Below are 14,482 nucleotides of genomic sequence, written 5' to 3' on the forward strand. Positions count from 1 at the left end.
GCTTTTGTGTAAGACAACAGCGATTATTGCTTGGCCACCCTGCCCGCCTCATCAGGCTCACGGATAATCACGGCCTGATAGTGCGGATCAGCTTTGATCTGCTGCTCGGTAAATGGCAGCACACTCCATTGTTTCTTCGAAAATGCCTGGGTCTGGTCCGCCGAATACGGCGATGCGGGGTCGCTGGAAATGGAAAATGCCAACAGACCTTGAGCCTGGGGTCCCTTGCTATCAAAACTCACCACTTGCAGGTAGCTGGTGCCGCTGACCACTTCCCGCTTGCCGTTGGCACCCGGTACGCTCTGAATCGCGTTATAGATTCCCAACTCGCCGGGACCGCCGTGGATTGGTGTCTGCCGGCTGCCACTGCTGGCAACCTGCACATCTTGCCAGCGGCTGCCCTTCGGCAATCCGGCGGCCTTCACAGACGCCTGCGAGGCCAGCATGGCCTGACGCACAGCCTTATGCACCGGGGCACGCTCAATCGCCAGGCCACTAGGAGTATGTCGTGGATCTCGCGGATCGAACGGGACACGCCACGAATCAGGTACACCCTGCACCTGCTCCATAATGTGCTGGAAATGAATGAACCCCAATCCGCTGTTCAAACCGGCTGTTCGATCCCAGGCCTTGAGGCCGTTGCAAACCTCGGTCAACGCCAAGGCATCGCTCCCCAAGTCACCGGCACAAAAGCCAAGCAGGTCCGGCATCACCTGATCAGCGAGGTAGACCTGATCGTCCATGACCATGCGCTGCAAGTCATTGACCTTTACCGGCCCGTCCTTGGCCAGTTGACCCAGCCGCTGCAGGGCAAAACGCGCCCGCAGGCCCAACGGCTGGTCCTGCTGGCTGATCACCGGCGAATAACCGGACAAGGGTTTTGCGGGGTTGACCATCCACGCCGAATCGTTGGAGTTCTGCACATAATCGCGGCGTAACAACTGCGGTAGCTTGTCGGAGGCATAGATGCCTTTCTGTACGACTTTGGGATCAATATCCCAGGCGCATTCGCCACGCGAACCGTCCAGTACGATGAGTTGCAGCCCTGCCCGCGGGTCGCTGCAGCGGGCCAACTTGTCGGCGTCAACATTCGGCACCACCGACACGTTCATGTAGAGGCTTTGCCCCTGATCGTCCACCGCCAGGGTGTTGACCCAGGGAATGCCCTGGATCTTATGGACCGCATTCTGCAAATCCCTGAGCGTGACGGCCTTGTTCATGGCGTACCACTGGGCCAGCACCCGATCATTTTCCAGGTTCGCATCGCGCAGGCTGTAGGCGAACTTGTCATCCCAGTCCAGCCGGCCGGGCCATTGCACGATCGGGCCGAACTGCGAGCCGTAGACCACCCGCGAAACCGTCTTCACCTGGCCATCGGGTTGTTGGATGTCCACCGCGACCATCTGTTGGCTCATCGGTACCGATTGACCATCAAGCAGATAGCGAGTCGGGTCTTTTGGGTCGAGTTGCAAACGGTACAGAGTGAAATGTTTGGAAGTATCGACGGTATGGGTCCAGGCCAGGTGCTGGCTGAAACCGATGTTGATCACCGGCAGGCCTGGCAGGGCCGCGCCCATGACGTCCAGTTTGCCGGGGATGGTCAGGTGCATCTGGTAAAAACGCATGCCCCCCAACCATGGGAAGTGTGGGTTCGCCAGCAACATCCCACGCCCGTTGAAGGAGCGCTCACTGCCGATGGCGACCGCGTTACTGCCGCGCTCCAGGGCGAAACGCTGCTGCCGGGTCGCTGCGCCTGCAAAACCTGCCATCGGCTCGCCAGCCACCGCCGTCGGTTGGGGCGGCTGCGCACCCGCCAGGGCTTCGGCGAACTGGCCGATGCCACCTTCCACCAACAGGCGCCGGGTCAGTTTGACCAGGTCCAGCGCGGTGATCGGCCGTACCCACTCACTGGCGCATTGCTCGGGCAGGCCGACGGCCTTGCGTTCGGCCAGCGCGCGGTTGAAACCCGCGACATAGCCTTCGACCAGTTGCTGTACTTGAGGCGTCTGGGCCTGCCAGAAACCGGAAACGGCTCGCGGCGTGTTGAGCCAGTTGAAAAACACATCGCTGACGCGGTTCTCCCGCTGTTCGAGCGTGACCTGCTCCGGGCCGAAGTAACGCGAGCGCTGGCCGTTGACCGTGACGATCTCATTGGCCAGCAGGCATAAATTATCCTCAGCGTACGCGTACCCGATGCCGTAGCCCAACCCGCGCTCATCCTGAGCCCGGATATGCGGCACACCAAAACTGGTGCGACGGATCTCGGCGCTGGCCGGTTCTACATCGCCTTGAGCGCCGGCAACGGAGCTGAGCCCCAGGCCCATCCCTAAAAACACGCCTGCGAGACAAAACCTCGATAACTGCCCGGACATTCTCACGTTCACTCCTGATCGATCACTTTCAAAAACCAGGACGGCTACCGTTACGGCAGTAAAAAACACTTGGCCCGGCCTGGGAACCCACATACCGCGTGCCTGACCGGAATGTGCATCCCTTGAAAACGAACCGGATGAAAAAAAATTAATCGCCTGGCAACCGCCTGACTACGGGGCTTGATCATATCCAGGCAAATTTTTCAGCTTTTGGCCTTCATGATTGGTCACGTTCGTTCGTCCTATTACAGGAGAGTATCCGTGACCCTTTTCTGATCAGGCTGGTAAGGAGTTTTTGCATGCATGACGCGCGTCAGCCCATGGAGGGTAAGCCCAGGTCGACCGGCGTTCCGGCGACAGCCACCAACAACCTGTTCGACAGGCCGGCAGAACGAGGTTGCAATGAGCACATCAGGCTTTTGCTCAAGAGCTTCGGCCTCAGGACCAGCCTGATTCGCCTCAAAGTCATCGACGCATTGCTCAAGGCCGCCGGTGAAAACCGCAGCCTGGGTGTACGAGGCGTGCATAGCCAACTGCTGGGGCTGGACATTCCGTTGTCCTTCCTCAGCGTGCGCGAGGTATTGAAGCGTCTGTGCAGCGAGGGTGTCGTCACCCTTAACGCCGATAAAACCTACAGCCTGCACCGCAAGGCCATGGCCGTGCTTCAGGGCGCAGAGTGACGCCTGCGTTCAGGGTTTGACCTTGCGTCGCATTACGCCGTTGATCACTACCACGATGACCGCTACGGCAATAGCGATGTATTGAAACAGCTGCTCGCTGATCATGCCGTTGTTCTGCATCCAGGTCAGTCCCAGCATGATCGCCAGAACGACGAGAACCACCAGAATCGAGTATTTCAAACGTTGCGATTGAGTCATTGCCAATTTCCTGAATGTATCCGCTCTGTATCCGAATGCTTGCCAGGCGCATACCGTGTTTTGGGGATGGCGGGCGGCAGACGGGGTCTCATGGTACAGCCGAAGGGGCGTATTCGCGCAACCGCGGTGTTTATCATGAGGAGTTCTGTATGTTTCGCCGTATAACCCTGCTGCTTTCCCTGTTTTCCGTCCTGACCCTGAGCGGTTGCCTCTTCTTCCCACATGATCGCGGTCACGGCGACCGCCATGAGCACCGTGGCGGCCCAGGTGTGGACATGCATCGCTAGGAACTTCCCGTTTTAGACCTGATGCGTCTGCGCACCGGTTAACTGACACCTATCAGATTAATTGCTCACATCACGAACAAATGTCCGCCCCTTGGTGGACATTTTTCTTACAGATTTAACTCACATTTCCTCCACGAACAAAGGGAAAGACTTCTTTTGGCCCTTAGTTTCACCGACGTATTCTCGAATAAGAGGCGCTTACCTCCTTACCGAAAATTAACGTTGAAAATCATGCAAAACTTGCTGACAACTCTTTCGCCAATACGATTGACAGGCTTCTGCCTGGCTATCGCTCTTTTCGAACTATTGACTTACATGGCCAGCGACCTAGTCATGCCAGCCATGCTCGCGGTGACCCAGGAACTGGATGCGCCCGCAGACCAGATTCCCTACGCCTTCAATCTGTACCTGTTGGGCGGCGTCTTGCTGCCGTGGCTGATCGGTCCACTGTCGGATCGCTATGGACGTCGCTCATTCATGCTCGCCGGGTGTGCCGGCTTTGTGCTGGCATGTGCGGCGATCACCCTGGTCACCCATATGCAGGGATTCAATGGGCTTCGTCTGATCCAGGGCATGGGCCTGGGCTTCGTGATTGCGGTCAGTTACCCCGCCATACAGGAAGTCTTCAACGAATCGGACGCCGTGAAAGTCATGGCGTTGCTGGGCAATCTCGCGCTCCTCTCGCCCTTGCTGGGGCCGCTGCTGGGTGGGTTGCTGCTGCAATGGCTGTCCTGGCGCGAGCTGTTTGTACTGCTGGCGGGCCTTGGCGCGGTGAGCTGGCTGACCTTATGGGCATTCATGCCCCGACACCCTGGCCTGGCGCCTCCCCGCGCCAGGCAGCCTACGCAGCAGCCGTTCAAGCTGCGCACGCTCATCGGGCGGTATGGCGCGCTGCTGAGTCATGCCGGATTCATGGCCGCCTGCGTGGCACTGGGGCTGATGAGCCTGCCGCTGATTGCCTGGATCGGTCTGTCCCCGCTGCTACTGATCCAGGGGCAGGGCCTGTCGCCCTTGGTGTACGGCCTGTGGCAGATCCCGGTGTTCTCGGCCGTGATCCTTGGCAATCTCCTGCTGAACCGCCTGGTGGAGCGGCTGGGCGTGCGCGGGGTATTGCGCTACAGCCTGTGGCCCTTGTCTACCGGACTCATCGCACTGGTGATTGCCAGTCAGTTCAACCTGTGTCTATCCGCGCTGGTCAGCGGCCTGGCGCTCTATGCCCTGGGGCTCGGCATGGGCAATGCGGCGTTGTATCGATTGGCCCTGTTCGCCAGCGACGACAGCAAAGGGCTGGTCTCGGCCATGGTCGGGATGATTTCCATCGCCGTGATGAGCACAGCCGGATCGCTGCTCGCGCTACTGGGCGCCGGAGCGAGCCTGAACGCCTTTGCCTTGATGGTCGGCATCGCGGGGCTCAGTTGCCTTGTGGCGTTGCGCCTGTTCCTGTCGCGCCCGCCCGCTCTCGTCTGAAAATCCCCTCCCTGAGGAACGATACCCATGATTCATTTTCCCCACGCCGATGCGCTGTGTGCATTGGCGCAACCCTACGATCCCGACTCAGTACCTGCTGGTCTGTTTGATCGGGCCATGGCCCAGATCAGCCTGTTCCATTGCCACCACACCCCCGGCTACGAACACTGGCTCAACGCCAACGGCCTGGCTGCCGAGGACCTGGAGCATTTGACTGACTGGTCGCGCTTGCCGCCCATCTACGCCAACTACTTCAAGCAGCGCTTGCTGCTCAGCCCCACAGGCGAGAACGCGCTGGAGCTGACATCCTCCGGCACCAGCGGCCAGAAAAGCCGAATGCGCTATGACGAACGCAGCATGGCAGCGGCCCAGGGCATGGTGGCGCGTATCTTTGAGCATTACGGCTGGTCCACACCGGACTCGCCCTGCAACTACCTGTTGTTCAGCCACGAACCCGAGAAGGTCAATCACGTCGGCACCGCCCATACGGACCAATTCTTACGCAGCTTCGCGCCGGCCAATCGGGTTTTCCATGCGCTGCGGCGCACTGGAAAAGGTCATGAGTTCGATGTCTTTGGCGCGATCCGGGCCCTTCAGGAGTTCGCCGAGGAAGGCTTGCCGGTGAGGATCTTCGGCTTCCCGGCGCTGCTCTGTCATGCACTTGAGCGCATGCGAGAAACCGCAACGCCAGACCTCAAGCTTGCCCCCGACTCCCTGGTGTTTCTGGGAGGCGGCTGGAAAAAGCAGGCCGCCCAAGAGATCCCCCGCCACGAGGTCTATGAGCACATTACCCGGCAACTGGGCATTGAGCCCCACCGATGCCGCGATGGTTACGGTGCGGTCGAGCACGCAGTGCCGTACATCGAATGCGCACACCACAGGTTTCATGTGCCGGTCTATTCGAAAGCTTTCGTGCGTCACCCCTCGGACTTCAGTGTCCAGCCCTTCGGTGCGACGGGGTTGTTGTCATTCGTCTCACCTTACATCTCTTCCAGTCCCGCCCATGCCGTGGTGATGAGCGACCTGGCAACCCTGCATCCGGCCAATTGTGAGTGCGGCTTGAACACTCAATGGTTCGAACTGCACGGTCGGGCCGGCACCAGTGCCAGCCGAAGCTGCGCCATGGCCGCCGCCGAAATGATCAAGGAGAATTGATATGTATCTCATCAACGGCCAATTGCAGGCTGATCTGCCACTCGACGCAGCCCTTGAACGCTTGCAGACGCAACTGCCCACGCTTCTGGGCGCACCGCCGCCCAGCGATAGGGTGCTCGATTGTGCGCAGGCGTTCGCACAGACGCTGCGGGACGCAGGACAGACTCCGTTTCTGGACGATGACCAACGCCAGGCCCTGATCGCCTTCTGCGAACGCAAGCACTTGAGCCGCAAACTTGAACGGGAGCTGGGGGCGGACGCGCGCTCGCTGCGCCGAATCGACTATTGCGATGGCCCTTTCGAAAGCTGGCAGCCCCTGGGGCTGGTGGTGCATGTCACCCCTGGCAATGCACCTTTGCTGGGATTTTTCGCGGCCCTAGAAAGCCTGCTGGCGGGCAACGTCAACTGGCTGCGACCCAGCACACGCGATGCAGACCTGACTGCGCAGGTGCTAGCGGCGTTCCTCAATTGCGACCCAAGTGGCCAACTGCACGATTACGTTGCGGTGCTGCCAGTGCCCTACCACGAGTGCCGGCGTCTCTTCGCACTGGCCCAAGGCGTCAGCGCCTGGGGTGGTGAGACCGCACTCAAGACCATGCGTAAGCAAATTCCAAGCGGCTGCCGCTGGATCGATTGGGGGCATCGCATCAGCTTCGCCTATGTCACGCCACAGGCCGCCAGCCAGCAGGCACTGGACAGTCTGGTGGATGAGGTCTGCCGACTCGATCAGCAAGCCTGTTCCAGCCCCCAGTGGCTGTTGGTGGACAGCGACGAACCGGCTCAGATGCAGGCACTGGGTAACGCCCTGGCCGCCGCCTTCGAACGACGGACCGGGCAATGGCCGGCGTTGCCAACCACTGCAGCCGAAGCGTGTGAAATCACCACCCGCACGGCACTTGCCCGACTTGACCATAGCTTTGCAGAACAAACCGGCCAGATTTGGGAAGGACATGGCTGGCGCATTGTTTGGGAGCATCACCGCGACCTGTCGCCATCGCCGCTGTTTCGCACACTTTTGTTACGGCCGGTACCCCATGGGCTGATTACCGAAACCCTGCTGCCCTGGCGGAATGTGTTGCAGAGCTGCGCGCTGATCTGTGAACCGCAACGGGCGCCTGAACTGGCACGTCGCGTATTAGCCGCCGGCGTGACCCGCATCTCGGCAACCGCAGACATCCAGCAAGGCTATGAGGGCGAGCCTCATGACGGTGTCTACGCGCTACAACGTTTGAGTCGCCGGGTGTCGGTTGGTCTTGAACCTGAGGTCGCAAGTCTTCGTGTGACACTGGACGCGCCGCCGGCAACGATACCCATTTCTCCCTCGACGCCGATCATGGACAAAGCGGCATTCCTGGCGCTGCCTGCCGCACCCCAGGCACAGTTGTTCTTCCGCTCAGGTGGTAGCAGCGGCGCACCGGTGCTGTCGCCCTACAGTTACCGCGATTTTGATCGCCACATGCGGGCCGCCGCCGATGGACTACGCGCAGCCGGCCTGGATCCGGCGAAAGATCGGGTCATGAATCTGTTTTATGGTGGCAATCTCTACGGCGGTTTCTTCAGTTTCTCAAAGATACTGGAGCACATGAATGTTGTGCACTACCCCATGGGTGCTACGTCAGACGTGGACTTTGAAGAGATCGCACGGATGATCGTCGCCCACAAGGTCAACACCCTGGTCGGCATGCCAAGTACCTTGCAGCGCCTCTTTTCCAGCCAGCTAAAAACCCTTCAAGGCTACGGCGGTGTGCGCAAAGTCATGCTGGGCGGCGAGCGCCTGGGGCAAGGCTGCCGTCAATTGCTTCAGGACTGCGGCGCCACAAGTATCCGCTCAGCCATCTACGGCAGTGTCGACGCGGGCCCCCTTGGCCATGCCTGCACTGCCAGCGGCGACGGTGTTTTCCATCTCATGGAAGACATTCAACACTTGGAGATCGTCCAGCTGGAACAGGACGCTCCGGTCGAGCCGGGGGAAACCGGACGGCTCCTGTTCACTTCTCGCATACGCCATGCGCAACCCCTTCACCGTTATGAAGTCGGCGATTGCGGGCGCTGGCTTCCCGAGCCCTGCCCCTGTGGCCTGGAGTCACCCCGGTTCGAATTGCGCCAGCGCCACGGCTCCCTGATACGCATCGTGACGTACTTAATCAATACCCACGAGCTGGCCGAACAGGCGCAAACAGCCATTCAAATCGTGCTTGATTACCACAGCAGCGGCTGCGAACGCCTGCTGATTCGCGCCGATGGCGATGCGCAAACGGTTCGGAGCAGGGTCATGGACCTCGAACTGCTGTCCACCCTGGTGGAGTCCGAAATGCTCGTACTGGATATTCAATCCTGTCCGGCAGCAAGTTTCGAACATAACAAACACAGCGGCAAAGTTCCGCTGGTGATTGACTGCAGAATATCCGCTTGATTGTTTTTCCCGTGTAAATGAATAAGCGGACGTTAAAGTCCGAGAGAATCCTGATGAGCATCTCTTTACCATTCGAACAATGGCTCGACCATATTCGTACGCATTCGAAGTTCTACCGCAAGTACTTACGGCATTTACCAGCACACAATTGCGCTTTGGAGGATGTCCCCATCGTCGACGTCGCCGACTACTGGGCCGGCAGTCATGACCTGGACAATTGGGACGTACTGACTGACAAAGTAGAAGACGCACTGATCTACAAAACCGGCGGTACGACCAGCCAGGGAAAACTGTCGGTGTACACCCACACGGAATGGCAGCGGATGCTCGACTGCTTCGGTCAGAGCCTGTCAACACAACTGAAGGCAGGCGATCGAATCGCCAACCTGTTTTTTTCCGGAGACCTGTACGCCAGTTTCCTGTTTATTCATGGTGCACTTGGCAAAGTCGATGTAGCGATCACCGAATTCCCCTTCACCGGCTCGGTGGATCTCGACGTGCTGAGCGAGGCCGTGACCGGTCACCGCATCAATGTACTGGCCGGTGTGCCCGCGCATCTGCTGGCGTTTGCCGACCACTTGGACCAACAGGGGCGCACGCTGCCAGGCATCACTACCGTACTGTTCGGTGGGGAAAACCTGTTCGAGCGTCAATTGCCTGCGTTGCAACGCGCCTTCCCGCAGGCACGCTTCGCGTCCATCGGCTATGCCAGCGTGGACGCAGGGCTGGTGGGCGCCAGTGCACCGGACTGCAACCTCGGCGAACACCGCCTGTTCGACGAGCAGATAAGGGTGGAGATCATTGATGAACTGAGCGGTGAGGTCATCCAGGCATGTGATCGGCCTGGCAATCTGGTGGTGACCAACTTCAGCCGGACCCTGATGCCCATCGTGCGCTATCCGGTGGGTGACCGGGCGTGCTGGCGCGAGCCGGTCGGCACCCCACGGCGCAAGTTCGCGCTTCAGGGCCGCAGCGCGAAAAGCCAGCGGGTGCGGGTAGGCGTCTTCTCGTTGTTTTCGCAGGAGATCAGCGACATCATCCGCGGCGTTGGCGGAGACCTTCAATGGCAATTGATCATTGAGCACGTACAAAACAACGACCGCGTATTACTCAAATGGGTGCCTGGAGGGCAAACCCAGGCTTGCCAATCACTCTCCATGACATTGAAAGCCGCGCTGACCCAACAGTATCCGGGTATCGAGCAACTCGACCTGCACATTCAGGCCTGCGGTCTACAAGAGTTGGAACGCCATCCGCGCTCCGGCAAGCACCTGTCGATCATCGACCGCCGCATCTATGCTCCGCTGACAGCGAGGCACGCCGGATGAGCAGCGTGGTCATCCGGCCGTTCCGGCCCACGGATGGCGTCGGGATCAGCGAATTGTTCCGCCGGGTTTACGGCGATCACTACGTCTCGCCAGACGTCTACCTGCCTCACATGATTGGCCAGCACAACCTGCTGAACCGTTGGCACTCCGTGGTCGCCCTGGTGAACGATCGCGTGGTCGGCCATGCTGCATTGTGCCGGCCGACAGCCGAGGGTGAAGACGCGGAGTTGGCACTGATCGCGGTAGATCCGGCGGTGCAAGGCGGCCAGATTGCGACGCGCCTGGGCCAGCGTTTACTGGATAGCTGCCAGGACCTTGGGCTTGCCAGGCTGTCGATCAAGCAAGTCACCAGCCACTTCTACAGCCAGCGGTTGGCACAACGACTGGGTTTCCATGACACCGGGCTGTTGCCTGACCATGTGCCCTCGCCCTTTGCCACTGTCCACGCCGAAACCATCGTGGTCGGCAGCCAAGTGATCAGCGACAATCATCGTCCCCTGCCGCAGCTTCAGTGGCCCGCGGCATGCCAATGGCTGATGCAGCCATTGGCGTCGCTGTTTGGCACCTCGCCCGATGCGCCCTTACCTTCGGCACAGCCTTTTCAAATCAGACAACTGCCCGGAAGGGTCGACATTGTCGCCGGGCACATAGACCTTCGCCTGGCCGGACAACTGCTGCGCTTACCGGCCCATTGGTCGCTTTCGGTGCGACTCGGACTGCGCCAGCAATTTGCCGACGATTATCAGCGGTTGATCGACGCCGGATTCGCTTTCACCGGGATCATGCCTGCCGAAGGTAACCCCGGCTGGCAGGCGCTGTTTCACCGTGGCGCCCTGGCTCACCCACTCACCTTGCACTCGGACCCGATGCAACGGCTCCACGAACACGTGCAAGCCCAAGCACACATCTGGTGGGGCGCTCAGGCAGGTTCGGCGACTTGAAGACGGGTTTGCCGCTAAAGCGCCCCAGGCTGTTTGCGCACGGACCTGTGGGAGCGAGCCTGCTCGCGATGACGGCGGCAAGGTCGACACTGGCCAAGCTGACCCACCGCGATCGCGAGCAGGCTCGCTCCCACAGGGTTCAGCAGTGGCTGGCGAATTTGCGCCGGACTTCCAATCAGCATCACTCCCAACCTGACAGTTCTGTAATCCGCCCCTCAGCCCGCTGTCAGCTCGCACTCGCTACTCTGGTATCCTCCTCCCAAACCGTTCGATACGAGACTGCCCCCATGGCCAATCCCCTGCACCTGCTCGCCCTGAGCGCGCTTTTTGTCACCACGCTGGCCCAGGCCGCCGAACCGAACACAATCGACGTGCACCGCGATGCCAATTGCGGTTGCTGTAAAAAGTGGATTTCGCATCTGCAAGAAAACGGCTTCAAGGTCAACGACCATGTTGAAACCGACATGAGTTCAGTCAAGCAGCGCCTGGGCGTGGCGCCGAACCTGCGCTCCTGCCACACCGCCCAAATCAATGGCAAATTCGTTGAGGGCCATGTCCCGGCCGACCAGGTCCTGGCGTTGAGCAAACGGGACGACCTGCTCGGTGTGGCCGCGCCCGGCATGCCCATGGGTTCGCCTGGTATGGAAACGGACGGCAGAAGTGATGCGTATCAGGTGATCGGCCTGAAAAAAGACGGTACTCAAACCGTGGTGGCAGATTACCCGGCCCACTGATGGGCGAGGCTTACATTGGGTTGTTCCTGGCGGCTTTTGGTGCCGCCACCTTGTTACCGCTGCAATCCGAAGCACTGTTGGTTGGGCTATTGCTCGGCGAACGCCATGAAACCTGGCTGTTGCTGAGCGTCGCCACCCTGGGCAACGTACTGGGCTCGCTGGTGAACTGGTGGCTGGGCACACGCCTGGAACAATTCAAGGATCGCCGCTGGTTTCCGGTCAGCCCGGCTCATCTGGACAAGGCCCGCGCGCATTACCAGCGTTATGGACGTTGGTCGCTGTTGCTCAGCTGGATGCCCATCATCGGCGATCCACTGACTCTGGTGGCGGGCGTGATGGGTGAGCCGTGGCGTCGCTTCATACTGATCGTGACCTTTGCCAAAGGGCTGCGCTATGGCGTGCTCGCCCTCGCGACTCTCGGCTGGATGGGTTGAACGTTCGAGCCTTTGGGTTGCCTGTGGTTAATGTCGTCATAATCGGGCCGCGCCAGGATCGGCCGGATGCCCATAGGAGATTACCCATGTCGCGTTCCACTGCTCGCTGGTTACCCAGCCTGTTTCTGACTGCCGCCCTGCCGCTGTTCGCCCAGGCCGAAAACCCGCCAGAAGGCCCGGCCTATGGCCCGGAACTCCAGGGCTTCGAATACCCCTACACACTCAAACACTTCCCCTTCCAGTCCCAAGGCAAAGCTTTGCAGATGGGTTACATGGACGTGCCGGCCCAGGGCCAGGTCAACGGCCGCACCGTGGTACTGATGCACGGCAAGAACTTTTGCGCCGCCACCTGGGGCGATTCGATCAAGGCGCTCAGCGAGGCCGGTTACCGGGTGATTGCCCCGGATCAGATCGGTTTCTGCACGTCCAGCAAACCCGCTCATTACCAGTACAGCTTCCACCAACTGGCAACCAACACCCAGGCCCTGCTCAAGGCCCTCGGGGGTGCAGAAAAGCATTGTGCTCGGCCACTCCACCGGCGGCATGCTCGCCACCCGCTATGCCTTGCAGTTTCCCGATCAGGTCGAGCGGTTGGCGATGGTCAACCCCATCGGCCTGGAGGACTGGAAAGCCCTCGGCGTGCCCTACCGCACCGTGGACCAGTGGTACGAGCGCGAGCTGAAACTAAGCGCCGACGGTATCCGCAACTACGAGCGCAAGACCTACTACGGTGGCCGCTGGAAGCCGGAGTTCGAACGCTGGGTGGACATGCTCGCCGGGCTGAACAAGGGGCCGGGGCACACGCAAGTCGCGTGGAATTCGGCGCTGATCTACGACATGATCTTCACCCAGCCGGTCTATTACGAATTCAAGGACCTGAAAGTACCGACGCTGCTGCTGATCGGCACCTCCGACACCACCGCCATCGGCAGCGACATCGCGTCGCCGGCCGTGAAAGCCATACTGGGTCGGTATGAAGTGCTGGGCAAGCAAGTGGCTCAACTGATTCCCCAGTCGACCCTGGTGGAGTTCGCTCATCTGGGGCATGCCCCACAGATGGAAGAGCCGGACCGCTTCCACCAGGCCTTGCTGGGCTGGCTGAACAAACCCATTCCCTGACGAGGTGTTCCATGGCGGTGCAAATAGCAGTCATCGATGATTGGCAGGACGTAGCGCGGGATGTGGTGGACTGGTCGGTGCTGGACAGCATCGGCCAGGTGACATTTGTTCACGAGTACCCTGCCGACCGCGACACCCTCGCCGCGCGCCTGCAACGTTACGAGGTGATCTGCGTGATGCGTGAACGCACGCCATTCGATGAAGGCCTGCTGCGCCGCCTGCCCAACCTCAAGCTGTTGCTCACCGGCGGCATGCGCAATGCCGCCCTGGATCTCAAGACAGCCGCCGAACTGGGTATCCAGGTATGCGGCACCGAAAGCTACAAGCATGCCGCCCCCGAACTGACCTGGGCGCTGATCATGGCCCTGACCCGCAACTTGGTGCAGGAGGCCAATGCCTTGCGCGCCGGCCTGTGGCAGCAGGGCCTGGGCGGCGACCTGCATGGCAAGACACTGGCGATCCTGGGCCTGGGCAGCATCGGCACACGGGTAGCCCAGTTCGGCCAGGTCTTCGGCATGCGGGTGATCGCCTGGAGCCAGAACCTCACCGCCGAACGGGCCGGCGAAGTGGGTGTGACCTACGTGAGCAAACAGGAACTGTTCGAACAGGCTGACGTTCTCTCGGTGCATCTGGTACTCAGCGAGCGCTCCCGCGGTTTGGTGGACGCCCAGGCGCTGGCATGGATGAAGCCCGAGGCGCTGCTGGTCAATACCGCACGCGGGCCAATCGTCGATGAGGTCGCCTTGATCGACGCCCTGCGCGACAAACGCCTGGCCGGTGCCGCCCTGGACGTCTTTGCCGAGGAACCCTTGCCATCCGACCACCCGTTCCGAACGCTGGAGAATGTACTGGCCACACCACACGTCGGCTACGTCACCCGGCACAATTATCAGAAGTTCTATTCCCTGATGATCGAAGACTTGCAAGCCTGGGCGGCCGGCAAACCGATCCGTCTGTTGACCCCGACTGGCTGAGCACTCGCCCGGAAAATCCCTGTGCTCACAACAAATTACTGTGGGAGCGAGCCTGCTCGCGATAGCGCTGGGTCAGCTTGCATCCATCCTGAATGTGCCGCCACCATCGCGGGCAAGCCTTGCTCCCACACCGGTTTTTCAGGGTTAACCGATTCGGTATCCACCGCAAATACCCTTGTGGGAGCGAGCCTGCTCGCGAAAGCGCTGGGTCAGCTTGCATCCATCCTGAATGTGCCGCCGTCATCGCGGGCAAGCCTTGCTCCCACACTGTTTTTTTCAGGGTTAACCGATTCGGTGTTCACCGCAAACCCCTTGTGGGAGCGGGCTTGCTCGCGAAAGCGCTCTGTCAGTCACATATCCACTCACTGATACACCGCGTT

Annotated in this window: 12 protein-coding genes and 1 pseudogene; 11 read left to right on the top strand and 2 right to left on the bottom strand. The window is 60.3% G+C overall.

Annotation, left to right across the window (positions count from 1 at the left end):
• Positions 1 to 23 precede the first annotated feature (23 nt).
• Positions 24 to 2,372, bottom strand: a complete 2,349-nt coding sequence (pvdQ, locus tag PSH57_RS15175; protein WP_305415883.1) for a bifunctional acylase PvdQ — start codon at positions 2,370 to 2,372, stop codon at positions 24 to 26.
• A 299-nt stretch (positions 2,373 to 2,671) separates the two neighbouring features.
• Between pvdQ and PSH57_RS15180 the strand changes: the two genes are divergently transcribed.
• Positions 2,672 to 3,052 (top strand): fe2+ zn2+ uptake regulation protein, encoded by a 381-nt coding sequence (locus PSH57_RS15180; RefSeq protein ID WP_305383817.1) that lies wholly within the window; start codon positions 2,672 to 2,674, stop codon positions 3,050 to 3,052.
• Positions 3,053 to 3,061: 9 nt separating this feature from the next.
• Here the strand turns inward: PSH57_RS15180 and PSH57_RS15185 are convergent, their stop codons facing one another.
• The gene (locus tag PSH57_RS15185; RefSeq protein ID WP_047226561.1) at positions 3,062 to 3,250 is read right to left on the bottom strand and encodes a hypothetical protein; all 189 of its coding nucleotides are present in this window, start codon (positions 3,248 to 3,250) and stop codon (positions 3,062 to 3,064) included.
• Positions 3,251 to 3,399: 149 nt separating this feature from the next.
• Here PSH57_RS15185 and PSH57_RS15190 point away from each other — a divergent pair, with 149 nt between their 5' ends.
• The 10 genes and pseudogenes from PSH57_RS15190 to PSH57_RS15235 all read left to right on the top strand — a co-directional run bounded on the left by PSH57_RS15190 (position 3,400) and on the right by PSH57_RS15235 (position 14,102).
• The gene (locus PSH57_RS15190) at positions 3,400 to 3,537 is read left to right on the top strand and encodes a hypothetical protein (RefSeq protein ID WP_305383820.1); all 138 of its coding nucleotides are present in this window, start codon (positions 3,400 to 3,402) and stop codon (positions 3,535 to 3,537) included.
• A 231-nt stretch (positions 3,538 to 3,768) separates the two neighbouring features.
• The gene (locus tag PSH57_RS15195; RefSeq protein ID WP_305383823.1) at positions 3,769 to 5,004 is read left to right on the top strand and encodes an MFS transporter; all 1,236 of its coding nucleotides are present in this window, start codon (positions 3,769 to 3,771) and stop codon (positions 5,002 to 5,004) included.
• A 27-nt stretch (positions 5,005 to 5,031) separates the two neighbouring features.
• Positions 5,032 to 6,159 (top strand): LuxE/PaaK family acyltransferase, encoded by a 1,128-nt coding sequence (locus tag PSH57_RS15200; RefSeq protein WP_305383825.1) that lies wholly within the window; start codon positions 5,032 to 5,034, stop codon positions 6,157 to 6,159.
• Between the two features lies 1 nt (position 6,160).
• Complete coding sequence (locus PSH57_RS15205) at positions 6,161 to 8,572, top strand: acyl-CoA reductase (RefSeq protein WP_305383828.1); 2,412 nt, start codon at positions 6,161 to 6,163, stop codon at positions 8,570 to 8,572.
• Positions 8,573 to 8,625: 53 nt separating this feature from the next.
• Positions 8,626 to 9,900: a phenylacetate--CoA ligase family protein gene (locus PSH57_RS15210; RefSeq protein ID WP_305383830.1), complete on the top strand. Its 1,275-nt coding sequence runs from the start codon at positions 8,626 to 8,628 to the stop codon at positions 9,898 to 9,900.
• A complete protein-coding gene (locus tag PSH57_RS15215) occupies positions 9,897 to 10,841 on the top strand; it encodes a GNAT family N-acetyltransferase (RefSeq protein WP_305383833.1) in 945 nt (314 codons plus the stop codon). Before PSH57_RS15210 ends, PSH57_RS15215 begins: the two co-directional genes overlap by 4 nt.
• Positions 10,842 to 11,128: 287 nt before the next feature.
• Complete coding sequence (locus tag PSH57_RS15220; RefSeq protein WP_305383836.1) at positions 11,129 to 11,575, top strand: DUF411 domain-containing protein; 447 nt, start codon at positions 11,129 to 11,131, stop codon at positions 11,573 to 11,575.
• A complete protein-coding gene (locus tag PSH57_RS15225) occupies positions 11,575 to 12,009 on the top strand; it encodes a YqaA family protein (protein ID WP_305383839.1) in 435 nt (144 codons plus the stop codon). The genes PSH57_RS15220 and PSH57_RS15225 overlap by 1 nt, the downstream gene beginning before the upstream one ends.
• Positions 12,010 to 12,095: 86 nt before the next feature.
• A pseudogene (locus PSH57_RS15230) lies at positions 12,096 to 13,128 on the top strand (alpha/beta fold hydrolase).
• 11 nt (positions 13,129 to 13,139) lie between these two features.
• Positions 13,140 to 14,102 carry a D-2-hydroxyacid dehydrogenase family protein gene (locus PSH57_RS15235; protein ID WP_305383845.1) on the top strand — a complete coding sequence of 321 codons (963 nt, stop codon included), beginning with the start codon at positions 13,140 to 13,142 and terminating at the stop codon, positions 14,100 to 14,102.
• Positions 14,103 to 14,482 lie beyond the last annotated feature (380 nt).

Source organism: Pseudomonas hefeiensis (assembly GCF_030687835.1).
In the GTDB taxonomy this organism is placed as follows: domain Bacteria; phylum Pseudomonadota; class Gammaproteobacteria; order Pseudomonadales; family Pseudomonadaceae; genus Aquipseudomonas; species Aquipseudomonas hefeiensis.